An 18,712-nucleotide genomic window follows, 5' to 3' on the forward strand; every position below is an offset into this window, starting at 1 on the left:
TAGCGACCCGGTGATTTGTGCTGTCATGCGGCTCGATCCTCTTCCTGGTAGATGACCTGCAACTCCAGTTTCTCAGCTAGTGCCTTTTCCGCTCTGGCTCCGGGCGAAGATTCCCATCCCTTAAGCAGGTAGATAACATCAGCGCAACGCAGCATTGCCAGGCAGATGTCCATGTATTCGGCCTGTGAAAGCCCGTCAGGCAGGATTGCTGGGTTAAGTGCCACATGCCCACGGCCGGTAAGCTTTGCCGCGGTGAACAAGAAGGCCGGGCGGTTAAATTCGACCAGGCCGCTCATTGGACCGGCGATGTAAATTTTCATGACTCCACTCCATATCGACCCTGCATGCGGCCAATTTTGCTGATGAATCCAAGCTTATCGATGCCGATGGCGGCTATCTTCTGATAGTGCTTGTCGAGGATGGCTGGAACCACGGCGTTCCATTTTGGTTTTGGTCTGAACTTCATCGCCTGGCGGATTTCAGCCACGCATTTTTTGCACTGTGACCGGATAGCGTTTTCATCTTCTGGCTTCATGCCGCCTCCGTTTTCATCACGTCGATCGCGCAGCCTGGCAGCAACTGAACAGCCGATGTTGGGCATTGATTGCCCCAATGATCCCACCCCGGCGCACCGCAGCGGCTGAACAACTCGATGCGCGGCACGTCGCCATACAGCAACTCAAGCCGGTGGCGAACTTCCCACGGCTTTTCACTGTGGGCACCGAGCGGGCTGTAAACCACCTGCTTGATACCGGCATTCATCCTCTCAAGTCCCGCACCGCGGGTGGCGATCAGCAGATCTTCCGTGTTCGCCCGGGTGTGATTGCCTCCGTTCATGCGCGTTTCGGCGTTCAGCAGGTCGAGGAAGTCGTAGAAGTCAGTGACCTCACCATCGGCCAGCGCCGTGTTGATGCGACCCTCTGCCAGCTGGTTCAGCTTGACCCACGTAAAACCATTCATGGTGCGCACCGTAAATCCCCACGCCTCAGCCAGCTCAATGGCCTCCTGGTTGTGGGTGCCGGTGTACCACATCGCCAGCACGGAGTTTTCAGCGGCCAAATCCCATACTGCCAGGCGCTTGATGTCGATCAGCTTCATGGTGCCGTAATGGTTTTCCGCAGCGCCGTTGCTGATCGTGTTTCCGTAAGACCATGGCGGATCGGCGTAGATAAGAGAATATTTGCCGGTCATGCCGCCTCCCACTTAGTCGCCGCGCCGGGGTCTTCCCTATCCCACCCGTTGCGCTCCAGATTTGCCTGCAGGCGACGATCTCCTACCTCTTTGATGCTACGACCAGTAATTTCCGCAACTTCCTCGTTGCTGTGGCGCCATAACAGCGCCAGTTCCTCAGCCGTCCATTCACGCATAATCTTTCCTCCTGACGCGCGGGTCAGTGATTTGATCTTCCATCGCACTGAGGCCAGGGATCGGCCTGTCGCCTGAGCTATCTCTTGCGGACTGAATCGCCCCAGGAGGAATAGCTCTGCCTGCGTCCATTCACGACCGCGCGGCCTGACCATTAGCGGTATCTTCAACAGGTGGGCCATGCTGATGATGGCCTTCTCGGTGCGCTCCAACTTCTCTGCGATGACCGGGATCGGCATGGTGCTGCCGACCTCGTACAGGAACAGCTTCTCCCATGACTCCCACAGGGTGTATTTCATTTCGACCCCGCGGCTATTTGATGATGAGAGAGGGTTTGCCAATCTTGATGCGCGCGCCGGGGATATCGATTCCGGCGTCGAGCTTATGCTTGATAGCCAACTTGTCCGCTTTGATGGTGGTTTCATATTCGACATATTCAGCGGGTAGGGCGGCGGCATCGGTAATCTCAACTGACTTCGACGGCGCCCGGATGGTTACCTGGTGGATGCCAGCTTTGATGGTAGTCTTGCCTGCAGTATCGAGAGACCGGGCAACATACTCCTTCATGCTAACCACTCGGTTCTCTGCAGCCTTTGCACGCTCAGCCAGTTTGCGGGACTCCTCCTTAAGAGTCTCCGCATAGGCCTGCTCGTTTTTGCAGGCCGCCAGGATCTGCTCCACTTTCGCTTCAAGCTCCCATTCGATGCCGTCCAGGGTATCTGCGATTAGTTCCGGGTCCATATCGGCGTCGGTCAGCTTGGCGAAGTCATTCGCTATCTGGTAGAGAGCAGTCATTGCGCCACCTCCTCAAGCTTCATTTTGCACTCGGCATAGATGGCCTGTACGTTCTGCTGCAGCTTCATGCCGGCCGTCATTCTGTAGGCCGCCTGGAAGTGCATTTTCAGGTCGTGCATGGTTTCAGCGCGTTCCATTTCATCGCACAGCGCCGACACCTTGTCGTGAAGTTCTTGCTTTCTCTGCTCTTCAGACAGGATTACTTCGCTTTCTGGCGTGTGGGTCATAACCGGCTCCTGGTGGATTCCCTCATCTTCGTTGATGACGTGGATCGCGTTATCCAGACGCTCAGCGCGGGGCCAGTATTTGCTGGCGCGCTTAACGATGGTCTTGCGCGCCATTTCCTCCCAGAAGTTCTTCCATGGGCCATTCTTGGCCTTACTGGTAGCTTCCGTCGCCTTAATCTCAGCCAGGCTCATTTCTTCCGTCAGGTAGTCACCATCCGGGGTTTTCACTGTGCAGTAGCCACCAACCACCGCGCCTCGGTCACCGAAGGCGTTATATTTGTGGGTCGGCGCAGTATCGAGGCCATTCGACTCGTAAGTGTCGTTTGAGTAGACCAGTTTGCACTGGCCCCACTTAATGGATCCGGTAGCCTGTGCGAGATGAAGCAGGCCCATATAGCTGATATCGAGACACACCATGCCGTCGCGCGGCACCAGATAAGCCAGTTTGCTCGCCGGGTTCAGCGTGATGCCGATGGCGGCCACGTTGATGATCGCGTTCTGCGCGCTGGCCGGGTTGCTGATTGCCGTTGTAGCAAGCCTGTCGTTTCGCTGAAATGCCTGAATTGCGAACTGGCTTTCTTTCGCCCACGTTACGGACTGATCGGTGACCGCCCCGGCAAAGAGCGGCTCCTGCTGTTTAACGAACTCAACGATGCTGAAGCTCATCATTTACTCCTGATAATTTGTTTTCAGAACGGGCAGCCTGTGCGGTGCTCCCAGTCGTGCTCCGCCTGGGCGTAGGCCACTGCCGAAACGAAGTCGTTGTATTCCTCGGCAGCTTTATCGCTGCGAAGTCCTTCGTATGGGCTGGAGTCGATCGGTACGGAGAAGTGGAAGAGGCCGGACGGCTCTTTTGGCATCATGTCGATGATTTCCTGCGCCCGGTCGTCGATCCACTTCTCTTTCTCGTCGGTTAACTGCTGCTCGACCCAGCGACGATCCTCTATGTGGTCGTATGCGCGATATGCGGCCATGGTTAACTCCTGAAATCTGCTTGTGCGACACCCGGCACCGATTGGCTGCCAGATGTGAAATGGGGTGGGGTATTACTGGATTTCGCGGACTACTTCGAAAGCACCGCATCGGGAATTTCCTGATGCGTCCTCACTGGTTACCGGAGCGCGTACAAGAAATGCGCCCATATCTCCCCAGTCTCGCTGCAGGCTCTTTTTCGACGGTTCTTTTTGGCCCAGCGCTTCGAACACTGCGGCTCGCTCAAGGTCATATTGAGCACGACCATCCATCACGAAATATTCAAACTTCTGCATAATCACCTCAGTGCTGAATTGGTTGGCCGGTGCCGTCGAGCAGCACGTCGATCACACGATCGTTAACACGGATGATTTCTGCGTCGGTGTGCAGATACACCCATTTGCGTTCGTGGATGACAGCTGACACACGGTAGGTGCGGCCTTCATGCAGCGCCATCATTCCAGGCTCGATACACTGGCGAATGATGGGGGTGGTGCCGTAGTGGGCAATCATGATTGTTTCTCCACCTGCTCAAGTAACCCGGCAAACGCCATCTGCGCCCGGTCTAACGTGATTGACTCGCGAGGTTTATCGACCGATGAGAGTTTCCACTCGTTCTCGTTTAACTTCGATGCGGTGTACTGCTTGCCGTTGTGGGTGACTGTCATGAGGCCTCCCGGTTGCGACTCTCGGAATCCTGCTGGAATGCAGTTCGCATAAACTCTTCGCTGAACTCCATTTCGGGAGCCTGGACGAAGGCGATATACGCCTCTTCCTGGCAGTTGGTGCAATAACCGGAGCGGATAGCACATCCGCAATTTTCACAATGTCTGGACATAATCATCTCCGCGCTTAAGCCGCGCCGCTGAACGTAAAAACCCCTGCGCCTGGATGCGCGAAAACTTACGGGTGGCGGTGGATGGCCGCCGTCTCATAACTGAGTCGCCTACTTGAAGCGACTGAGGTATGAAAAAAGCCGCTGGTTAGGCGGCTTCGCGATGATTGGTGCCGGGATGTTTAGCCACGCCCGGCGCGTGATTTCCTTTACTTTCCACAGTCAAAGGAATGCCGTAGACTGCTGTTTCCACAGTCAAAACAAGGAAATAAAATGTCAGATACAATTGCCCCTAGCACCAATCGCTCTGGTGCCGCGCAACAGGTTATTATCGAGCTGATCCGCGCTGGTAAAATTACATTTTACGATGCCGAAACCACCGCAAAAGAAATCAACGAGCTCTATTCGAAGCTGCTTGACGGGTACCGTGAAAAACACAACAGCTAATCACTGAATAGTGACTCAAACGCCTCCCGGACGGTTTCTGCTACTTGCTTTGCCGACTCCGTCCGGTCATCCGCCATCAGATTTACCCTTTCCCGTAAGGCCGTAGCCAGCGACTCAGCTGCAACCGCCTGCACACTTTCGTGCATATCAATTAATTTCATACCCACCTCTCTGTTTGTTTACCGTCAGCCTCTGGGGAGCTGGTTGAAATGCTGACGCCGTGCATCGCGTATCTTCTCCAGCTCGCAGTTCTTCGCTGACTGGTGATACTTGCTGATGTGGCAGACCGGTGTGCGTGGATCGAAGTCTCTACCGCATACCGGGCACTTGATGATGTTCTTCATGGGCCACCTCACTATCAGGTTTGAATTACGCATCGCTCTCGCAAAAGCGATCTGTAATTCGCTTGTGAGCAGCATTGCCGTTCATCCTGAACCCGCCGCGCTCCCGACGCAGGATTTACTGTCGCGCCGTTCGACTGACCGAAACGCTGTGTTGTTTCGATGGGCTTATTAAAAACCATAGTTGTTTTATCGTCAACAACAATAGTTGTATTTAATGGCGCATTGGTTTTATTTGGTTGTTTTAAAACGGAATTTATTTTTCATTTCAGTGGTGGTATGTTTAAAAAAACATCAGAAGGGGTGAACCATGAACATCAACGAAGATAATGCTGGCCTGATTCTCAACGCCTTAGGGCTGGCGGTGGTGGATCTGATAATTAGCGGCACCCCGATCAGCAGGGATAACCTGGTGGAGAGGCTGGAGCGTACCCGGCATGAAACCAGCAATGTGATAGGAAAGGGGGCGAACAGGGATGCGGCAGAGTTGGTGCGGAAAGGGCAATAAAAAAGCCCGCACGGGCGGGCAGGTAGTGTTGCGATAGTTATTATTATCAGCTTCAGGCTGGATAGTTATCGGCAGAATGGGGGGATAGCTTTATGGGTGGGCAATAAAAACCCGGCTCGGTGGCCGGGTAAGAGGGATTCAGAATTTATGCAGCCATTCCTGCGGCCGTAAGCATATGTTCGAAGTAAACAGACATTTCCTCATTACTGAGTAAGTTAAACATTCTATCTGCATAATTATCAACAAGGGCTAGTTGTTGCGAGTGCATGCGCACTTGAGACATATCAGCAGCATAAACAAGGAATGTATTTACTTGCCCGCTCCAGATAGTCTTGGCCGTGCTCATTGTTATCGCCTTGAATGCGCTATCACCAATTTTTTGTTTTGCATTTGTAGTCCTGAGATCTAGCGTTTCAGTAAGATGATAAACACCATTTTTCAGTAAAAGTTCGGCATACAAACCCTGTTGAGCAGAGAGAGGGTACCCCTGAACAACCTTGTGATCGTTAAGGTCATCAAATCCTTTCCCCATAATCCCATAGTGAGAAAACTGATTCTTTAGCTCAGTGATTATTCTCTTCTGGGTAATCGGCTCCTTTTTGTTAGATCTCTCAGGTGTTATGTAGGTTTTGTTCAAGAATTCTACATTACTTTCATACTCGTATTCAGTATTTGCTGAAAAATTACCTGTATTAGAAAGGCTTATGCTTCCCTGGAAAAAACTAACAGCCTCTTCAAGCGTTAATTTTTCGGTTAGTAGGAATTCTAATCTTGACTTTAGATCCTCAAGATTTTCCATGCTAAACGTTTTAGTTATCGCTTTTATCTTTGTAGATGTTTCAAGGACCCGGATGTCTGGGCCGCCTGGTGTAGCTACAACAAGACCAATATTGATAGATTCTGCTCGAACTGGATTTGGGGTAATCCTTATGATGCTGTAGTTATATACTGTCATCTCAACACCTCTTTCCGAACAACATCTATTCGCGTTTGCCTATTGTTACTCGCCCACCATGACGTTAAAGCCGATTTTTGAAGGGGGTTGAGCCAGGATTCTGGCATATCATTACATATGGACTCAATCGTTCCTGGCTGAATTCTTGAAAGCTTATCAAGTATAGCTAGGCCTGATTCTCTACAGGAAGGATGATCTCCTGTCAACTTTCTAATGCTTACCCACTTATCGGTTGTCGGGCACCCATAAGGCAGCAGCGCGTCACCAGTTCTATTTGGCCACCCCATCACCAGTGAGGAAAAACCAAAATCAAAAGGCTGGACGATCACATGTCCATCACGACCAACAGAATACAGATAGTTCGACAAGTTCCTATCGACATTGAATATAAACTGATCAAATGCGTAGATAGCCCAAACCTGATTCTTAAGAGCTGTCGACGTACACAAATGCTCTGCAAAGGTTATTTCATCCATCGGAGTGGAGGTAGCAGACAAATCATATCTCGACCCAAAGTAATCAACTCCAGTGCTCTCATCATGAATTATTTTGCAGTGCGGAGTTGCTATACCACACATGTCAGCAAGTTTAGTGCATAGCCATTCGCTTGCCGGTACTAGCATTGGGTTGTGGGCAATCTTGGCTAGGGAATCGGCTCCATCTTGGCAGCATTTAACTGCATATTCCCATCCATCAGTTGCAATCACAGTGTGTCTAAGATGAGCGGTCCTTTTTCCTAAAACAGGACGCATACTTACTACATCTAAGCCAAATAAATTATCTTGGTCAGTAATCTGTCCTTCACTCTGATGATCGTCCTGCATCATTTCCTCGTGAATGCAATTAATAGGTAGCTTACCTTTTCGCCTAGATCTTGATGTTCGCAATCGCAGTTGCTACCAGCTATGCGCCGACCAGAACACCTTGCCGAAGCCCCAGCCTCAAAGCTTGTTGTAAGCAATGGACTCATGGATCAGCGCCTTACCCATGATGTACAGCTGGTCCTGATTTTCTTCTGTCACATACCAGTCTTTGTACGCCGGGTTATCGGAAAGTACAGCCAGCTGCAGGCCCTGCATTTGCAGGCGCTTGACGTGGAAGTGCTGCCCGAAGACAAACGCATACACCCCGTCAACCTTGAAGTTCCTCACTGAAACGTCGAAGAAGAGGCGATCGCCAGACTGTATTGTCGGGCACATGCTGTCGCCATCAACAGTCATTACCTTCACATCATGCTGAGTGCGGTTTCCAAAGAGGGATCGCGCGTGCTCAGTAGTGAACTCAATGGCGTGCAGAACTTCTACAAATTCCGAAATCATGAAAGAGCCTGGCCCCGCACTAACAGTCAGGTCGAGAACGTCGACGCGGAAAACGTCAGAGGCCGGATGTGCTGTTAAAGCGGCCACTGGGTATTTTGCGCCGTTATGCATAGATCCTTCGCCTGAGCTAAGCCAGTCAGGCATTACCCCAAGAGCGTTAGCAATATCAACAAGCTTGGTGGTCTGATTGGCCTTGCCAGTTTCAATCTTCTGAATGGCCGCTTGGCTAACCCCAACCAGATCCCCGAGAGCCTTTTGAGTAAGCCCCCGCGCAGATCGCGCTTCTTTAAGTCTTTCAGCAAGTGTCGTTTTCATAATTTCAAATGTACAACCGTGGTTTTAATCCATCAAACGAAAATGGTTGTTGACTAAATACAACCATAGTTTTATTCTTCTTTCATATTCACTACGGAGGTTGTTATGAACCCAGTAATTAAAACCGCGATCAGTATCGTTGGTTCTCAGAAAAAACTGGGCGATGCCTGCGAAGTATCACAGCAGGCCGTTTACAAGTGGCTGCACAACAAAGCAAAGGTCTCCCCTGAGCACGTTGGGAGCATTGTAAGCGCCACCGGTGGGGCGATTAAGGCTCACCAGATTCGCCCAGACCTGCCGACTCTCTTCCCGAAGGTCGAGCAGTCAGCAGCTTAATACCCAAAGCATTAACCGAACGGCCCGGTATATGGTCGGGTGCCCGGCGTGGTCAAGGTTGACTGTCAATGGTGCACGATAAACAACACCAATAAACATTAACTATTTCAAACAAATGGAACGTATATGCACTCACTTACTTATCAACAGAGTATCGGATTTTCTCCGGGCGTGATGATAAATCGCGCTCAGCAAAAACAAGAAGATAACCACGACGCGATCCGCAATGCGATCCGCTCATGGGCAGCGTCTCAGGGTCAGGACGTGGTGACGATGCTGATCGTCAATGAGTACCGGGAGCAGGGCGGGGTGGATATCACATTCCCCAAAGATGTAAGCAGGCAGCGCCAGAAGCTGTTCCGCTTCCTCGATAACCGCTTCGACTCCGAGCAGTACCGCGAGAACGTGCGCCAGCTGACACCGGCAATCATGGCCGTTCTGCCTATCGAGTACCGCACAAAGCTGATTGGCGCTGACTGCAAACTGGTCAGGCTGGCTGAGGCTGAGAAGGAAATATCGGAAGCGAAGCAGGCCGTCATGCTGGACGCACCAGAGCATCAGAAGCTGAAAGAGGTAAGCGAGGGTATAGCTGCACTGTTCAGGCTCATGCCGGACCAGGTAGGCCCGCTGATGACGATGGTCACATCAATGCTGGGAGTTATGTGATGGGAAGTATCAAAAAAGCGAAAGCCCTTGAAGCGGTCACTTCAAAGGCCTTCTCAACACTGTGTTACGTCAACACATCCAACAGGAGTCAGTTTAATGGTTAAGCGCAGAAAGTACCAGGAAAAAGAGGAACGACGCCATCCAGATTCACCAGACGGTCTTATCGTAGCAGCGTCCAAGAACCAGGCATTCGCAGAGCGCCTGATTGGAGTTATCCGCATCGCAATGGCTAAGTCAGGGGTGAAGCATGGGCGTCGTTAAGTTAGCGGACTACAGGCCGTCTGAATCGGCCGTGGAGCGTCAGGTGGCAGATCTCGATGATGGGTATACCCGCATCGCTAACGAGCTGCTGGAAGCGGTTATGGCTGCCGATTTAACGGCTCGCCAGCTGAAGGTTGTTCTGGCGGTGATTCGCAAAACCTACGGGTTCGGTAAGAAGTTCGACCGCATCACCAATACCCAGATCGCGATGATGACCGGTATACACCACACCCACGTATGCAAAGCCAAAAACGAGATGATCGCCATGAGCATCATCGTGACAAACGGCCATGCAATTGGCGTGAACAAGATAATTTCTGAGTGGAATTTCGAGGTTAGCCAAGTTAGCGAATCATTAGCTAAAACGGCTAACAAAACATTAGCCAAGTTAGCTAATGGGTATAAGCCAACTCAGCTAAACACAAAAGAAACTATTCAAAAGAAAGAAAAGAAAGAAACCCCCTTACCCCCTGACGGGGGCGACGCTGGAAGTGAAAAACTTACAGCCAGAACCAAAGTCAGCATCGACTACGAATCCTTCCTGGCAGCCTACAACACCGAAGTTGGCGAAAGGCTCCCACACGCGGTTACGGTCAACGAGAAACGCAAGCGTCGTCTGAAGAAAATCATCCCCCAGCTCAAGACGCCAAACGTCGAAGGGTTCAGGGCGTACGTCCGGGCGTTCGTGCATCAGGCCAAGCCGTTTTACTTCGGGGATAACAACACAGGCTGGACAGCAGACTTCGATTTTCTGCTGAGAGACGACACGCTTACCGGAGTTCGGGAAGCAAAATTCGCTGACAGGGGGATGGCATGAGACAGGATATCGAAGCAAGTGTGATTGGCGGGTTACTCCTCGGCGGCCTGACCCCGTCCGCAAGTGACGTTCTCGCCCGGATGGAAGCGGACGCTTTCACAATACCGGTCTACCGGAAAGCCTTTGAGGTGATCCGCAAGCAGGCCCGGAACCGCAAACTGATTGACGCCCTGATGGTTGCCGAAGAGTGCGGTGACGCGCATTTCGCTGACATCATGGAAACGGCCAGATCATGCCCCAGCGCCGCCAACCTGCGCGGATACGCCGGGATGCTTAGCGATCAGCATCAGCGCCGCATGTTCCTGAGCGCAATCGACGAGCTGCGAGGCGACGTGAGCAACGGAACGCTGGATAACGCAGCCTCGGCAATGGACGAGCTTATGCGTCGCCTGAGCATCATCAGGAAGCCCAAAACTGAGGTTGCCCCGGTACGGCTCGGTGATGTGCTGGACGACTACACCGACACGCTGGAGAACCGGCTGAAGAACGGCGATGAGTCCGACACCCTGAAAACCGGAATCGACGAGCTGGACGCCATCACTGGCGGGATGAATGCGGAAGACCTGGTGATTATCGCGGCTCGCCCGGGCATGGGTAAGACCGAGCTGGCGCTGAAGATTGCGGAAGGGGTGGCAAGCCGTCCTATGCCTGGCACCGACAGTCTGCGTGGTGTGCTGATTTTCAGCATGGAGATGAGCAACCTGCAAATTGCCGAGCGCAGCATTGCCGGACGGGAAAATATGTCCGTCAGCGTTCTGCGTAACCCGTCAAACATGGACGACGAAGGCTGGGCGCGGGTTTATAACGCCATCTGCCACCTGAAAGACCTCGATGTCTGGATGGTCGATGCGTCGAAACTGACCGTTGAAGAGATCCGCAGCATTGCCGAACGGCACAAGCAGGAACATCCGTCACTGTCGCTTATCCTGGTTGACTATCTCGGCCTGATATCCAAGCCGAAAGCCGACCGTAACGACCTGGCGATCGCCCATATCTCCGGCAGCCTGAAAGCAATGGCGAAGGATTTAAAGTGTCCGGTCATCTCTCTGAGCCAGCTTTCCCGTTACGTTGAGAAGCGCCCAAACAAGCGCCCGACCAACGCCGACCTGCGCGACTCCGGCAGCATTGAGCAGGACGCAGACAGCATCATCATGCTCTACCGCGAGGCTGTGTACGACGAGCATTCTCCGGCAGCGCCATATGCCGAGGTCATCGTGACCAAAAACCGCTTCGGTACGCTCGGCACCGTTTACCAGAAATTCGTGAACGGTCACTTCATGCCATGCGATCAGGACGAAGTTCGCCGTATCTCAACCAGCAAGCCATCTACCAGCAAGCGCTACACGAAAGGGGCTGACGTATGAACACAGCAATGCAAATCATCATGAACTCAGATTATCGCGAGTTCCCTGAAACCCTCCTGACGCTGGAGTTATGCCGCGCCACTGCCCGTGCTGACGGTCGCAAGATTGGCGAATCACTCCGGGCCTGCGCAAAGGTGAAGGCTCGCCAGGCGAAGAACCGCAATCTCTACAACACGCTGATCGAGATGTCCCGCAGCCAGTTCCCGGAAGTGCAGATGACCCGCATCCGCGGCTGCGTAGACCGGATGGAGAAGGCGCTGAGCCGTGAAGTCGGCAACATGACCCTGACCGAGGATAACTTGCGCGAACTGCGCGGGGAGGCTGCATGAAACACTCCAGCCAATACGCTGAAATCATCCAGTACATAACCAAACACCCCGGCTGCTACATGTCTGATATCCGTCGCGACACATCCATCCAGAAAGGGGCGATAGCTTCGGCGTTATGTGAACTCACCAGGGTTAAGACTCTGCGTCGCGAGGGCTTCGAGAAGCGATACCGCTACTTCATTGCTCGCCCGGAAAGCCTGCCAATTATCGGGCCGAAGCGGATTCCAAAGCAGCCAAACCGTGACACAGCCAACCCTTTAACCAACCTATTCAATCAGTGCCTGGCATCAGTCAGGGGCGGGAGAGCAGAAGTATGAGCGTGAAACGTTATAATGTTGAGCAGGCGGCGCCGCAGTAACAACAACAGGCCTCTCCGGAGGCCTTTTTCTCGCGTTGATAATTCAATATCAGTGAGCGATAATAACAACGCACCGGCCTGAACACCCGGTGTCCCCTGCGCATATAATGGGGACGTTATATGCGACCACAATCTGAACATCTTCACCTGTCACCGATGCATAAATGCACCGGCGATTTTCTGCATTCTGCGTTACCTCTCGGGGGTGGCGTATGAAGCAGCCAATTTTCTACCTCCGCGACGAACGCGTTCGCAATAACCTCATCGACTACATCAGGAAGCTGCCCGTTAACGACGCTATGCCGCTCGTGGTGAAGTTTTCTGAGGCTGACCGCACTCTCGCCCAAAACGACCTCTTCCACGCTCTCTGCGGCGATACAGCGAAGCAATTGCAGTGGGCTGGCAAGTCACGCGACCTCGCTTCCTGGAAAGTCCTGTACGTCTCAGGCCATGCCATTGCTACCGGAAAGCCGGGCGAAGTAGTGCCGGGTCTGGAAGGGGAGTTCTGCGCCATCCGTGAAAGCACCGCTAAGATGGGCATCCGCCGCATGACCAGCCTCATCGAATACAGCCAGGCGTTTGCCGTGCAGAACGGCGTGCAGCTCCGCGAGGTTCGCTACTCAGGTGATTACTTCGGGAGGGTTGCGTAATGGCTAGTCCTCTCGCTCGCATCATCACCAATGAAATCTACCGAGTCCGGACACGCCGCAAGCGTAAGCCGGAACTCAAACCATCCGAAATCCCAACCCTCAGGGGCTACACCGCCCGTCTCGTCGATCAGAAATGGCTGCGCCTGGCAGCAAGGAGGAATCATGCGTAAGCCAGCCCGCCGCAAGTGCAAAGTATGCGGAGAGAAATTCATCCCGCAATACGACAACATCCGTTGGTGCTGCCCGGCTCACGGCGCTATCTACGCGCTGGAGCTGCGAGCTAAGGAGAAGATTAAGGCTGAGGCGAAGCACATCAGGGAGAAGCATCAGGCTGAGAAAGAAAGCCGGGATCGGCAGGCCAAAAAACGCCTCGAGGTTAAGCCGCTAAGTTACTTCGCAAAGCAGGCGCAGCAAGCGTTCAACGAGTTTATCCGGTACCGGGATCGGCATCTGCCGTGCATCAGCTGCGGTCGCCACCATGACGGGCAATACCACGCAGGACATTACCGCACGACAGGCGCTAACCCTGAGTTGCGCTTCAATGAGGATAACTGCCATCGCCAGTGCGCCCCCTGCAATAACCACCTCTCCGGTAACCTGACGGCATATCGCCCAGCGCTGATCGCCAAAATTGGTCAGGCCCGTTTTGAGGCCCTCATGGGCCCGCACGAATTACCGAAATGGAAGCGTGACGACTACATCCGGATCCGCGATGAGTATCGCGCAAAACTCAAAGAACTTAAGCAGCAGGAGGCAGCATGAGCACAGAAACCGAAATAGAACTGGGTAAGGTTGTCGCATTCCCGACAAAGAATAACGACCTGCAGGATGGGTTGGTAATTCAGCGTGAAGGCCAAAAGGTGATGTGCATGCATTCCGCTGTTTGGGTGAACGAAAAGGACAGGACGCTACGCTGCCGTAAGTGCGAAACGTTAATTGACCCCTTTGACTACCTGATGACGCTCTGCGACCAGGAGTCTCGCTACTGGGAAAGCGTTAAGTATCTTCGCCGGGAAGAAAAGCAGCGCCGCCAGAATATCGAGAAGCTGATTCAGATCGAGAAGAACGCCAAATCACGGATCCGCCGCGCTGGTGAGAAGTCACCGCTACCGCTCTGGCAGAACGAGAGGGTAGAGGAATGACCCGTGACCAGATAGCCCGATACCAGGCCGAAAGCGTCATGCGCGCCAAACAGCCGCCAGTAGCAAAGCACAGCCAGACCGAAACCAAACAGCCGATTAAGGAAGCCGCATGAACCTTGAAAGCACAGTGAAATTCCATTCTCCTAAATCGCCGCAGCTGTCGGACTCTCCAAGGGCTACCGCGTCTGATGCGCTAACAGGTACTGATGTCATGGCGGCGTTCGGAATGGTTCAAAGCCGCTCTCCCCTTGGATTCAGTGCTTTTAGCGGAAAGATGGATCTGAGCGATGCCGATAAAAAGAAAGCCGTTCAGCTGCTAATGCAATACGGGCTGAAGCACTGCGATAAGGTTGCTGCCTTCCGAAAGATCGAAGCCAATGTTAAGGGCAAGGTTCTGCAAACGCTCGCAACTTTTGCGTACCAGGATTATTGCCGCTCGGCCGCAAGTGAAGTCGCCTGCTCATGCTGTAAAGGGCGTGGCGTAATCAGGAAAGAGGCGTTGGTGGTTAAGCATCCCGGCTGCGGAGAGAAAACACCGGCAAAAACAGCTAATGAACAGGTAGAAGAGACGTGCACCAAATGCAGAGGGCGCGGAGTCATATCAACATCCTGCGTTAAGTGCAGAGGAAGGGGTGTTGCAATGGATCGCAAGAAGTCAGAGGAGCAGGGCGTGCCAGTTATGAGCGCATGCCGCCAATGCTCAGGAAGAGGTTACGAGCGCCTTCCTGCGTCGTCCTGCTACCGAGCCATCTGTCAATTTACTGATGCCATATCACCTGGTGTATGGGACAAGGCCGTTAAGCCATTCTATGAGGCTCTGATTGCCGAGATTGAAAAAGCGGAATCCTCAGCAAATGCGATTTTATCGAAAGTTACCAGCAAAGTTTGATTCCGATAACGATTGCAGCTTGCACAATGACGAAAGTTAGAATATCATCGCCCTAACACTATAAATCCGTGAATTGTTACGGTAAAGAATTCAAGCCTGAGGTTAACGCCTCGGGCTTTTTATTTGCCTGTAGCTCAGTGGAAAGAGCAACCGCCTTCTAAGCGGTTGGTCGCTGGTTCGAATCCAGCCAGGCGAACCAGAACCCACTACCTGGGACTATAAGCGCATAGCGCAACGCAGCACCCATCGATTGGCGTACCAGAACCCGCCTTTTTTATTCAGGCCGCAGGCAATCACCCTCAAATGCCACGTAGCCCTCGTGTCTGACGGCCTTCTCTACACATGGACCACCTATGTCTGAACCTCTAACCATTGCTGGCGGTGTAACGTCCGCAACAATCGGAGTGACGTTCGCATCTCTGTTCCCCGAGGCAACGCCCGGCGTAATGCTGTGCGCGCTGGCTGGCGCAGCAATGTACGTTCTGACATCCGATCCACACCAACTGTGGAAGCAGTTCCTGTTCGCCGTCATCAGCTTTGTCGGCGGGGTATTCTTCTCGGTGCCTATGGCGAAGATACTGGCCGGGGTGATTAACACCGCCCTTGGCCTGTTGCAGCCACCAGTAAGCATCGAAGTATCCCCGAACATTGGCGCGCTGGTTTCCGCTTCCATCTCTGTCGCAGTCCTGCTTCGCATCCTCGCAAAATCAAAACGGGGGAAAATGCCGGGACTGGAGGAGGAAGGTAAATGACATGGCAAGCCATCGTTCTTGATGTAAACGCCATTATCTGCGCACTGATCGCCATCAGGCTGATGTTCTTCAGTAAGAGTGGGAAGAGACACCGTCCTGCTGTGGCATGGATGGCGTACATGATGATCCTCGCAGCTGGATTTACGGCGTTCCGCATCCTCTACGGCAAATATCTGCAGGTTGACCCGGGCGAGCTGATGCTGAACATCGCTATCTGCATCGCCGTGTGGCGCTCCCGCGGCAATCTCGCAAAAGTATTCCAGAAGGCCGGGCAATGACTAAAAATTTCAAATTCTCTCAGCGCAGCGAGAACAACCTTAAAGGCGTTAACCCGACCCTGGTGAAAGTGATCCGCCGCGCGCTGGAAATCACACCGGTAGACTTCATCGTTATTGAAGGTCTGAGAACGCAGGCCCGACAGAAAGAACTGGTCGCCACCGGGAAATCTCAGACGATGAACAGCCGTCACCTGACCGGTCATGCCGTCGACATCATCCCGGTTAACACCACCTGGAAGATTGAAGAGTTCAAGCCTTTGCTCAAAGCGGTTAAGCAGGCAGCTGACGAACAGGGCCTGAAACTCCGCTTCGGCATCAACTGGAAAAATGACCCGGCGCTGCCCATCGAAACCAAATTCATCGACGCGCCTCACGTTGAGATCCCCGCATGAACATCAGCCTGAAGTCGCTGATTGTGCCGGGAGTGATTCTCCTGCTGGCGCTGGCGTCGTGGCTTTCGTATGCCAGCTACAAGAGCGAGAGGAAGCGCGCTAATGACGCCGAGCAAAGCCTCTCACTGGCTACCGCCACCATCACCGACATGCAAACCCGTCAGCGTGATGTCGCTGCACTGGATGCCAAATACACGAAGGAGCTAGCTGATGCGCAAAACACCATTAGCGATCTGCGTCGGGATGTCGATTCTGGCGCTAAACGGCTGCGTGTCGCCGCAACCTGCACTGGAGTGCATCAAGCCGCCACCGCCTCCGGCATGGATGCTCTTGCCGAGCCCGAACTTACTGGAGCCGCTCGACGGGATTATTTCACCCTCAGAGAGCGAATCGCCAGCGTCACAAAGCAACTGACCGGCCTGCAGGAATATGTCCGGACTCAGTGCCTGAAATAATACGGAGGTGAGCATGTATTCGTATGGCGAAAGACCGCCTACGCATTCCCCACTGCAATGCCGGGGTCATGCATCCGTTACCACATGAATAACCAAGCCTCGCAATAGCGGGGCTTTTTTATGCCTGCAGCAAACCCGCGCATCTCACGCGCATTCCATCACGAGAGCCTTTCAGTAAGCGAGCCTGAGAACAGCCGTTATAGGTGGCGACCTCTCTCGGGCGGCTTTTCTGTGAGACAGGCTCACTTTCTAAAAGGTAAAAACGCTATGAATAATCCGTCAGTTATTCCGGCCTTCGACTTCCGCGAAATGGTTATGCCATCTAACGGGAAGGTCATCACTACATCTGTGAAGATTGCCCGCTATTTCGGGAAGGCGCATAAGAACGTTCTGCGCACTATCAAGCGGCTAGAGACTGATTGCACATCTGAATTTAACCGGCTCAATTTTGAGCCCGTTGAATACCTCGATAAAAAAGGCGAGATGCGGCTGATGTACAACATCACGAAAGACGGATGGATGATGCTTGTGATGGGCTTCACCGGGAAGGCGGCGACCGCGATTAAAGAGCAATACATCGCCGCTTTTAACTGGATGGCTGAGCGGTTGAGTCGGCGCATGGCGATGGGTGAAGAAATGCAGCACCGCTACGCCATCAAAGAAACCCGCTCAAAGCTGAAAGGTACGATCGGCAGCCGATTGATGAACGAGCGGAAGAAAGAGAAGCGAGTTCTGGCCGTTGAGCATGAGCACATCATGCAGGTGACTCAACCAGACCTGCTGATCGGGTAAGCCATTCCAAAGCTCATCTCTGGGTGGGCTTGATAATGGCTATAGCGGATAAATCGGGGATAGGCCCTATAGGGGATAAATCACAGCCTCCGCACGCGGGGCTTTTTATTGGAGCCAACAATATGCCAGCAGCTATCCCGCGCGCCTGCCGTAAACGCGGGTGCTCCGGCACTACCACAGACCGTTCCGGCTACTGTGATGACCATCGCAACGAAGGCTGGCAGCAACATCAGCGCGGGCAGAGCCGACATCAGCGCGGCTACGGCAGTAAGTGGGACATCATCAGAGCCCGCATCCTGACGCGTGATCGACACATCTGCCAGCAGTGCCTGCGCAACAGCAGACCACGCCCAGCGGAAACGGTCGACCACGTTATCCCGAAAGCTCACGGCGGCACCGATGAAGATCGGAATCTGGAGTCTCTTTGTTACTCCTGCCACTACCGTAAGACAGCCAAAGAACGGCTGAACCGCCAGTAATCAAAGGTAAATTAAAATGACTGAGTCGTTAAATGATTCAGGGCTGCCGCGCGCCTGTCTTAAAGACATTCCCGGCTACCCAGGGTATCAGGCGAGCGATGACGGATTTATTTACTCTCTTCGCTCAGGCAAGCCTCGGCAACTCTCAATGCGGCTACATAACGGCTACTGGCATGTGAATGTTAATACCGGCTTTAGCCGAGCGACGAAAGTTAAAAAGCAAGTGCATCAGTTGGTGTTGTTTGCATTCGCCGGAGTTAAACCATCGGACATACATGTTACTCGTCATCTTGATGGCAACCCGCTAAATAACAACAGGTCAAATCTTGCATGGGGAACACCCAAAGAGAACGCCGCCGATAGTCTTAACCACGGCACGGCTGTATGCCTCAGAAGAGGACAGAGCGCCTCGGCCACAAAGTTAGCACCAGCGACCATCGTGAGCATTGAGCGAGACGCGAAGGCTGGAATGAAACTGGTCGATGTTGCAAAGCGCTATGGCGTCACACATACGCACGTACGCCGCATCAGGGATCATGAATGCCACCCTGACATGTGGTCAAGGGGATAGGGCGGGTGAAAACTTCAGGGCATTTGCCCCAAAGGACCGCCGCCTAACCTCTTTTCACATCGCCGCAGGTTAGAAACCTTTTTTATGGGTGCCCCCAAAGTA

Annotated in this window: 36 protein-coding genes and 1 tRNA gene; 22 read left to right on the forward strand and 15 right to left on the reverse strand. The window is 53.1% G+C overall.

The features are described 5' to 3' along the window. Window positions 1-23: 23 nt before the first annotated feature. From FHN83_RS21775 to FHN83_RS28285, 11 genes are all read right to left on the reverse strand, one after another. On the reverse strand, window positions 24-320 hold the full coding sequence (locus FHN83_RS21775; RefSeq protein ID WP_139564895.1) for a DUF4406 domain-containing protein: 297 nt from the start codon (window positions 318-320) through the stop codon (window positions 24-26). Continuing rightward, window positions 317-535, reverse strand: a complete 219-nt coding sequence (locus tag FHN83_RS21780) for a hypothetical protein (RefSeq protein ID WP_139564896.1) — start codon at window positions 533-535, stop codon at window positions 317-319. The genes FHN83_RS21775 and FHN83_RS21780 overlap by 4 nt, the downstream gene beginning before the upstream one ends. Continuing rightward, window positions 532-1,191: an MT-A70 family methyltransferase gene (locus FHN83_RS21785; RefSeq protein WP_139564897.1), complete on the reverse strand. Its 660-nt coding sequence runs from the start codon at window positions 1,189-1,191 to the stop codon at window positions 532-534. Before FHN83_RS21785 ends, FHN83_RS21780 begins: the two co-directional genes overlap by 4 nt. Continuing rightward, a complete protein-coding gene (locus FHN83_RS28850; protein WP_327062096.1) occupies window positions 1,188-1,664 on the reverse strand; it encodes a hypothetical protein in 477 nt (158 codons plus the stop codon). Before FHN83_RS28850 ends, FHN83_RS21785 begins: the two co-directional genes overlap by 4 nt. Before the next feature lie 13 nt (window positions 1,665-1,677). After that, window positions 1,678-2,160 (reverse strand): siphovirus Gp157 family protein, encoded by a 483-nt coding sequence (locus tag FHN83_RS21800; RefSeq protein WP_139564898.1) that lies wholly within the window; start codon window positions 2,158-2,160, stop codon window positions 1,678-1,680. Continuing rightward, window positions 2,157-3,053, reverse strand: coding sequence for a recombinase RecT (locus tag FHN83_RS21805; protein WP_139564899.1), 897 nt, complete (start codon window positions 3,051-3,053; stop codon window positions 2,157-2,159). The genes FHN83_RS21800 and FHN83_RS21805 overlap by 4 nt, the downstream gene beginning before the upstream one ends. A 23-nt stretch (window positions 3,054-3,076) precedes the next feature. Further along, window positions 3,077-3,361 carry a host nuclease inhibitor GamL gene (gamL, locus tag FHN83_RS21810; protein WP_139564900.1) on the reverse strand — a complete coding sequence of 95 codons (285 nt, stop codon included), beginning with the start codon at window positions 3,359-3,361 and terminating at the stop codon, window positions 3,077-3,079. Between the two features lie 72 nt (window positions 3,362-3,433). Further along, window positions 3,434-3,655, reverse strand: coding sequence for a hypothetical protein (locus FHN83_RS21815; RefSeq protein ID WP_226078986.1), 222 nt, complete (start codon window positions 3,653-3,655; stop codon window positions 3,434-3,436). A 7-nt stretch (window positions 3,656-3,662) separates the two neighbouring features. Next, a complete protein-coding gene (locus FHN83_RS21820) occupies window positions 3,663-3,872 on the reverse strand; it encodes a cell division protein FtsZ (protein ID WP_032612224.1) in 210 nt (69 codons plus the stop codon). After that, entirely contained in the window at window positions 3,869-4,027 is a 159-nt protein-coding gene (locus FHN83_RS28280; RefSeq protein WP_176556513.1) for a hypothetical protein, read from the reverse strand. Before FHN83_RS28280 ends, FHN83_RS21820 begins: the two co-directional genes overlap by 4 nt. Further along, window positions 4,024-4,197, reverse strand: coding sequence for a hypothetical protein (locus FHN83_RS28285; RefSeq protein WP_176556514.1), 174 nt, complete (start codon window positions 4,195-4,197; stop codon window positions 4,024-4,026). Before FHN83_RS28285 ends, FHN83_RS28280 begins: the two co-directional genes overlap by 4 nt. Window positions 4,198-4,467: 270 nt before the next feature. On the opposite strand from FHN83_RS28285, the gene FHN83_RS28290 reads away from it, so the two are divergent. Continuing rightward, window positions 4,468-4,641, forward strand: coding sequence for a hypothetical protein (locus tag FHN83_RS28290; protein WP_164539904.1), 174 nt, complete (start codon window positions 4,468-4,470; stop codon window positions 4,639-4,641). On the opposite strand, the gene FHN83_RS28295 is transcribed toward FHN83_RS28290, so the two are convergent. Further along, on the reverse strand, window positions 4,638-4,802 hold the full coding sequence (locus FHN83_RS28295; protein WP_164539905.1) for a hypothetical protein: 165 nt from the start codon (window positions 4,800-4,802) through the stop codon (window positions 4,638-4,640). The genes FHN83_RS28290 and FHN83_RS28295 overlap by 4 nt on opposite strands. 490 nt (window positions 4,803-5,292) lie before the next feature. Here FHN83_RS28295 and FHN83_RS21825 point away from each other — a divergent pair, with 490 nt between their 5' ends. After that, on the forward strand, window positions 5,293-5,490 hold the full coding sequence (locus FHN83_RS21825) for a hypothetical protein (protein WP_139564901.1): 198 nt from the start codon (window positions 5,293-5,295) through the stop codon (window positions 5,488-5,490). A gap of 145 nt (window positions 5,491-5,635) precedes the next feature. Here the strand turns inward: FHN83_RS21825 and FHN83_RS21830 are convergent, their stop codons facing one another. The 3 genes from FHN83_RS21830 to FHN83_RS21840 form a co-directional block, all read right to left on the reverse strand. Next, a complete protein-coding gene (locus tag FHN83_RS21830) occupies window positions 5,636-6,445 on the reverse strand; it encodes a DUF3037 domain-containing protein (RefSeq protein ID WP_139564902.1) in 810 nt (269 codons plus the stop codon). Beyond that, a complete protein-coding gene (locus tag FHN83_RS21835; RefSeq protein WP_255296455.1) occupies window positions 6,442-7,272 on the reverse strand; it encodes a hypothetical protein in 831 nt (276 codons plus the stop codon). The genes FHN83_RS21830 and FHN83_RS21835 overlap by 4 nt, the downstream gene beginning before the upstream one ends. A 114-nt stretch (window positions 7,273-7,386) precedes the next feature. Beyond that, entirely contained in the window at window positions 7,387-8,079 is a 693-nt protein-coding gene (locus FHN83_RS21840) for an XRE family transcriptional regulator (RefSeq protein WP_139564903.1), read from the reverse strand. A 105-nt stretch (window positions 8,080-8,184) separates the two neighbouring features. On the opposite strand from FHN83_RS21840, the gene FHN83_RS21845 reads away from it, so the two are divergent. From FHN83_RS21845 to FHN83_RS21940, 20 genes are all read left to right on the forward strand, one after another. Next, on the forward strand, window positions 8,185-8,415 hold the full coding sequence (locus FHN83_RS21845) for a transcriptional regulator (RefSeq protein ID WP_062937898.1): 231 nt from the start codon (window positions 8,185-8,187) through the stop codon (window positions 8,413-8,415). A 126-nt stretch (window positions 8,416-8,541) separates the two neighbouring features. Continuing rightward, entirely contained in the window at window positions 8,542-9,081 is a 540-nt protein-coding gene (locus FHN83_RS21850) for a toxin YdaT domain-containing protein (RefSeq protein ID WP_139564904.1), read from the forward strand. A gap of 247 nt (window positions 9,082-9,328) precedes the next feature. Then, the gene (locus FHN83_RS21855; RefSeq protein ID WP_139564905.1) at window positions 9,329-10,159 is read left to right on the forward strand and encodes a replication protein; all 831 of its coding nucleotides are present in this window, start codon (window positions 9,329-9,331) and stop codon (window positions 10,157-10,159) included. Further along, on the forward strand, window positions 10,156-11,523 hold the full coding sequence (locus tag FHN83_RS21860; RefSeq protein WP_139564906.1) for a replicative DNA helicase: 1,368 nt from the start codon (window positions 10,156-10,158) through the stop codon (window positions 11,521-11,523). The genes FHN83_RS21855 and FHN83_RS21860 overlap by 4 nt, the downstream gene beginning before the upstream one ends. Then, window positions 11,520-11,852, forward strand: a complete 333-nt coding sequence (locus FHN83_RS21865) for a hypothetical protein (protein ID WP_139564907.1) — start codon at window positions 11,520-11,522, stop codon at window positions 11,850-11,852. Before FHN83_RS21860 ends, FHN83_RS21865 begins: the two co-directional genes overlap by 4 nt. Next, window positions 11,849-12,169 (forward strand): hypothetical protein, encoded by a 321-nt coding sequence (locus tag FHN83_RS21870; RefSeq protein WP_139564908.1) that lies wholly within the window; start codon window positions 11,849-11,851, stop codon window positions 12,167-12,169. The genes FHN83_RS21865 and FHN83_RS21870 overlap by 4 nt, the downstream gene beginning before the upstream one ends. Window positions 12,170-12,422: 253 nt before the next feature. After that, on the forward strand, window positions 12,423-12,860 hold the full coding sequence (locus tag FHN83_RS21875; protein ID WP_139564909.1) for a recombination protein NinB: 438 nt from the start codon (window positions 12,423-12,425) through the stop codon (window positions 12,858-12,860). After that, the gene (locus FHN83_RS21880; RefSeq protein WP_139564910.1) at window positions 12,860-13,030 is read left to right on the forward strand and encodes a NinE family protein; all 171 of its coding nucleotides are present in this window, start codon (window positions 12,860-12,862) and stop codon (window positions 13,028-13,030) included. The genes FHN83_RS21875 and FHN83_RS21880 overlap by 1 nt, the downstream gene beginning before the upstream one ends. Then, window positions 13,020-13,622 (forward strand): recombination protein NinG, encoded by a 603-nt coding sequence (locus FHN83_RS21885; RefSeq protein ID WP_419146425.1) that lies wholly within the window; start codon window positions 13,020-13,022, stop codon window positions 13,620-13,622. The genes FHN83_RS21880 and FHN83_RS21885 overlap by 11 nt, the downstream gene beginning before the upstream one ends. After that, window positions 13,619-14,002, forward strand: coding sequence for a hypothetical protein (locus FHN83_RS21890; protein ID WP_139564912.1), 384 nt, complete (start codon window positions 13,619-13,621; stop codon window positions 14,000-14,002). Before FHN83_RS21885 ends, FHN83_RS21890 begins: the two co-directional genes overlap by 4 nt. Continuing rightward, on the forward strand, window positions 13,999-14,115 hold the full coding sequence (locus tag FHN83_RS21895) for a hypothetical protein (protein WP_139564913.1): 117 nt from the start codon (window positions 13,999-14,001) through the stop codon (window positions 14,113-14,115). Before FHN83_RS21890 ends, FHN83_RS21895 begins: the two co-directional genes overlap by 4 nt. Beyond that, complete coding sequence (locus FHN83_RS21900) at window positions 14,112-14,891, forward strand: antitermination protein (protein ID WP_139564914.1); 780 nt, start codon at window positions 14,112-14,114, stop codon at window positions 14,889-14,891. The genes FHN83_RS21895 and FHN83_RS21900 overlap by 4 nt, the downstream gene beginning before the upstream one ends. 123 nt (window positions 14,892-15,014) lie before the next feature. Then, a tRNA-Arg gene (locus FHN83_RS21905) sits at window positions 15,015-15,090 on the forward strand. Between the two features lie 154 nt (window positions 15,091-15,244). Then, the gene (locus FHN83_RS21910; protein WP_061353777.1) at window positions 15,245-15,643 is read left to right on the forward strand and encodes a putative holin; all 399 of its coding nucleotides are present in this window, start codon (window positions 15,245-15,247) and stop codon (window positions 15,641-15,643) included. After that, window positions 15,640-15,921 carry a phage holin family protein gene (locus FHN83_RS21915; protein WP_113382985.1) on the forward strand — a complete coding sequence of 94 codons (282 nt, stop codon included), beginning with the start codon at window positions 15,640-15,642 and terminating at the stop codon, window positions 15,919-15,921. The genes FHN83_RS21910 and FHN83_RS21915 overlap by 4 nt, the downstream gene beginning before the upstream one ends. Next, window positions 15,918-16,313, forward strand: coding sequence for a M15 family metallopeptidase (locus FHN83_RS21920; RefSeq protein ID WP_139564915.1), 396 nt, complete (start codon window positions 15,918-15,920; stop codon window positions 16,311-16,313). The genes FHN83_RS21915 and FHN83_RS21920 overlap by 4 nt, the downstream gene beginning before the upstream one ends. After that, window positions 16,310-16,768: a lysis protein gene (locus tag FHN83_RS21925; RefSeq protein ID WP_139564916.1), complete on the forward strand. Its 459-nt coding sequence runs from the start codon at window positions 16,310-16,312 to the stop codon at window positions 16,766-16,768. Before FHN83_RS21920 ends, FHN83_RS21925 begins: the two co-directional genes overlap by 4 nt. Window positions 16,769-17,035: 267 nt before the next feature. Further along, on the forward strand, window positions 17,036-17,560 hold the full coding sequence (locus FHN83_RS21930) for a Rha family transcriptional regulator (protein ID WP_139564917.1): 525 nt from the start codon (window positions 17,036-17,038) through the stop codon (window positions 17,558-17,560). Between the two features lie 122 nt (window positions 17,561-17,682). Beyond that, window positions 17,683-18,039, forward strand: a complete 357-nt coding sequence (locus FHN83_RS21935) for an HNH endonuclease (protein WP_139564918.1) — start codon at window positions 17,683-17,685, stop codon at window positions 18,037-18,039. Window positions 18,040-18,055: 16 nt separating this feature from the next. Next, window positions 18,056-18,610, forward strand: coding sequence for an HNH endonuclease (locus tag FHN83_RS21940; RefSeq protein WP_139564919.1), 555 nt, complete (start codon window positions 18,056-18,058; stop codon window positions 18,608-18,610). The last annotated feature ends 102 nt before the right edge of the window (window positions 18,611-18,712 follow it).

The organism is Leclercia adecarboxylata, from assembly GCF_006171285.1.
Classification (GTDB): Bacteria; Pseudomonadota; Gammaproteobacteria; order Enterobacterales; family Enterobacteriaceae; genus Enterobacter; species Enterobacter barmai.

Coding starts and splice junctions, on each gene's coding strand:
- FHN83_RS21775 (WP_139564895.1), bottom strand. CDS start 320: ATGAAAATTTACATCGCCGGTCCAATGAGCGGCCTGGTCGAATTTAAC.
- FHN83_RS21780 (WP_139564896.1), bottom strand. CDS start 535: ATGAAGCCAGAAGATGAAAACGCTATCCGGTCACAGTGCAAAAAATGC.
- FHN83_RS21785 (WP_139564897.1), bottom strand. CDS start 1,191: ATGACCGGCAAATATTCTCTTATCTACGCCGATCCGCCATGGTCTTAC.
- FHN83_RS28850 (WP_327062096.1), bottom strand. CDS start 1,664: ATGAAATACACCCTGTGGGAGTCATGGGAGAAGCTGTTCCTGTACGAG.
- FHN83_RS21800 (WP_139564898.1), bottom strand. CDS start 2,160: ATGACTGCTCTCTACCAGATAGCGAATGACTTCGCCAAGCTGACCGAC.
- FHN83_RS21805 (WP_139564899.1), bottom strand. CDS start 3,053: ATGAGCTTCAGCATCGTTGAGTTCGTTAAACAGCAGGAGCCGCTCTTT.
- gamL (WP_139564900.1), bottom strand. CDS start 3,361: ATGGCCGCATATCGCGCATACGACCACATAGAGGATCGTCGCTGGGTC.
- FHN83_RS21815 (WP_226078986.1), bottom strand. CDS start 3,655: ATGCAGAAGTTTGAATATTTCGTGATGGATGGTCGTGCTCAATATGAC.
- FHN83_RS21820 (WP_032612224.1), bottom strand. CDS start 3,872: ATGATTGCCCACTACGGCACCACCCCCATCATTCGCCAGTGTATCGAG.
- FHN83_RS28280 (WP_176556513.1), bottom strand. CDS start 4,027: ATGACAGTCACCCACAACGGCAAGCAGTACACCGCATCGAAGTTAAAC.
- FHN83_RS28285 (WP_176556514.1), bottom strand. CDS start 4,197: ATGTCCAGACATTGTGAAAATTGCGGATGTGCTATCCGCTCCGGTTAT.
- FHN83_RS28290 (WP_164539904.1), top strand. CDS start 4,468: ATGTCAGATACAATTGCCCCTAGCACCAATCGCTCTGGTGCCGCGCAA.
- FHN83_RS28295 (WP_164539905.1), bottom strand. CDS start 4,802: ATGAAATTAATTGATATGCACGAAAGTGTGCAGGCGGTTGCAGCTGAG.
- FHN83_RS21825 (WP_139564901.1), top strand. CDS start 5,293: ATGAACATCAACGAAGATAATGCTGGCCTGATTCTCAACGCCTTAGGG.
- FHN83_RS21830 (WP_139564902.1), bottom strand. CDS start 6,445: ATGACAGTATATAACTACAGCATCATAAGGATTACCCCAAATCCAGTT.
- FHN83_RS21835 (WP_255296455.1), bottom strand. CDS start 7,272: ATGATGCAGGACGATCATCAGAGTGAAGGACAGATTACTGACCAAGAT.
- FHN83_RS21840 (WP_139564903.1), bottom strand. CDS start 8,079: ATGAAAACGACACTTGCTGAAAGACTTAAAGAAGCGCGATCTGCGCGG.
- FHN83_RS21845 (WP_062937898.1), top strand. CDS start 8,185: ATGAACCCAGTAATTAAAACCGCGATCAGTATCGTTGGTTCTCAGAAA.
- FHN83_RS21850 (WP_139564904.1), top strand. CDS start 8,542: ATGCACTCACTTACTTATCAACAGAGTATCGGATTTTCTCCGGGCGTG.
- FHN83_RS21855 (WP_139564905.1), top strand. CDS start 9,329: ATGGGCGTCGTTAAGTTAGCGGACTACAGGCCGTCTGAATCGGCCGTG.
- FHN83_RS21860 (WP_139564906.1), top strand. CDS start 10,156: ATGAGACAGGATATCGAAGCAAGTGTGATTGGCGGGTTACTCCTCGGC.
- FHN83_RS21865 (WP_139564907.1), top strand. CDS start 11,520: ATGAACACAGCAATGCAAATCATCATGAACTCAGATTATCGCGAGTTC.
- FHN83_RS21870 (WP_139564908.1), top strand. CDS start 11,849: ATGAAACACTCCAGCCAATACGCTGAAATCATCCAGTACATAACCAAA.
- FHN83_RS21875 (WP_139564909.1), top strand. CDS start 12,423: ATGAAGCAGCCAATTTTCTACCTCCGCGACGAACGCGTTCGCAATAAC.
- FHN83_RS21880 (WP_139564910.1), top strand. CDS start 12,860: ATGGCTAGTCCTCTCGCTCGCATCATCACCAATGAAATCTACCGAGTC.
- FHN83_RS21890 (WP_139564912.1), top strand. CDS start 13,619: ATGAGCACAGAAACCGAAATAGAACTGGGTAAGGTTGTCGCATTCCCG.
- FHN83_RS21895 (WP_139564913.1), top strand. CDS start 13,999: ATGACCCGTGACCAGATAGCCCGATACCAGGCCGAAAGCGTCATGCGC.
- FHN83_RS21900 (WP_139564914.1), top strand. CDS start 14,112: ATGAACCTTGAAAGCACAGTGAAATTCCATTCTCCTAAATCGCCGCAG.
- FHN83_RS21910 (WP_061353777.1), top strand. CDS start 15,245: ATGTCTGAACCTCTAACCATTGCTGGCGGTGTAACGTCCGCAACAATC.
- FHN83_RS21915 (WP_113382985.1), top strand. CDS start 15,640: ATGACATGGCAAGCCATCGTTCTTGATGTAAACGCCATTATCTGCGCA.
- FHN83_RS21920 (WP_139564915.1), top strand. CDS start 15,918: ATGACTAAAAATTTCAAATTCTCTCAGCGCAGCGAGAACAACCTTAAA.
- FHN83_RS21925 (WP_139564916.1), top strand. CDS start 16,310: ATGAACATCAGCCTGAAGTCGCTGATTGTGCCGGGAGTGATTCTCCTG.
- FHN83_RS21930 (WP_139564917.1), top strand. CDS start 17,036: ATGAATAATCCGTCAGTTATTCCGGCCTTCGACTTCCGCGAAATGGTT.
- FHN83_RS21935 (WP_139564918.1), top strand. CDS start 17,683: ATGCCAGCAGCTATCCCGCGCGCCTGCCGTAAACGCGGGTGCTCCGGC.
- FHN83_RS21940 (WP_139564919.1), top strand. CDS start 18,056: ATGACTGAGTCGTTAAATGATTCAGGGCTGCCGCGCGCCTGTCTTAAA.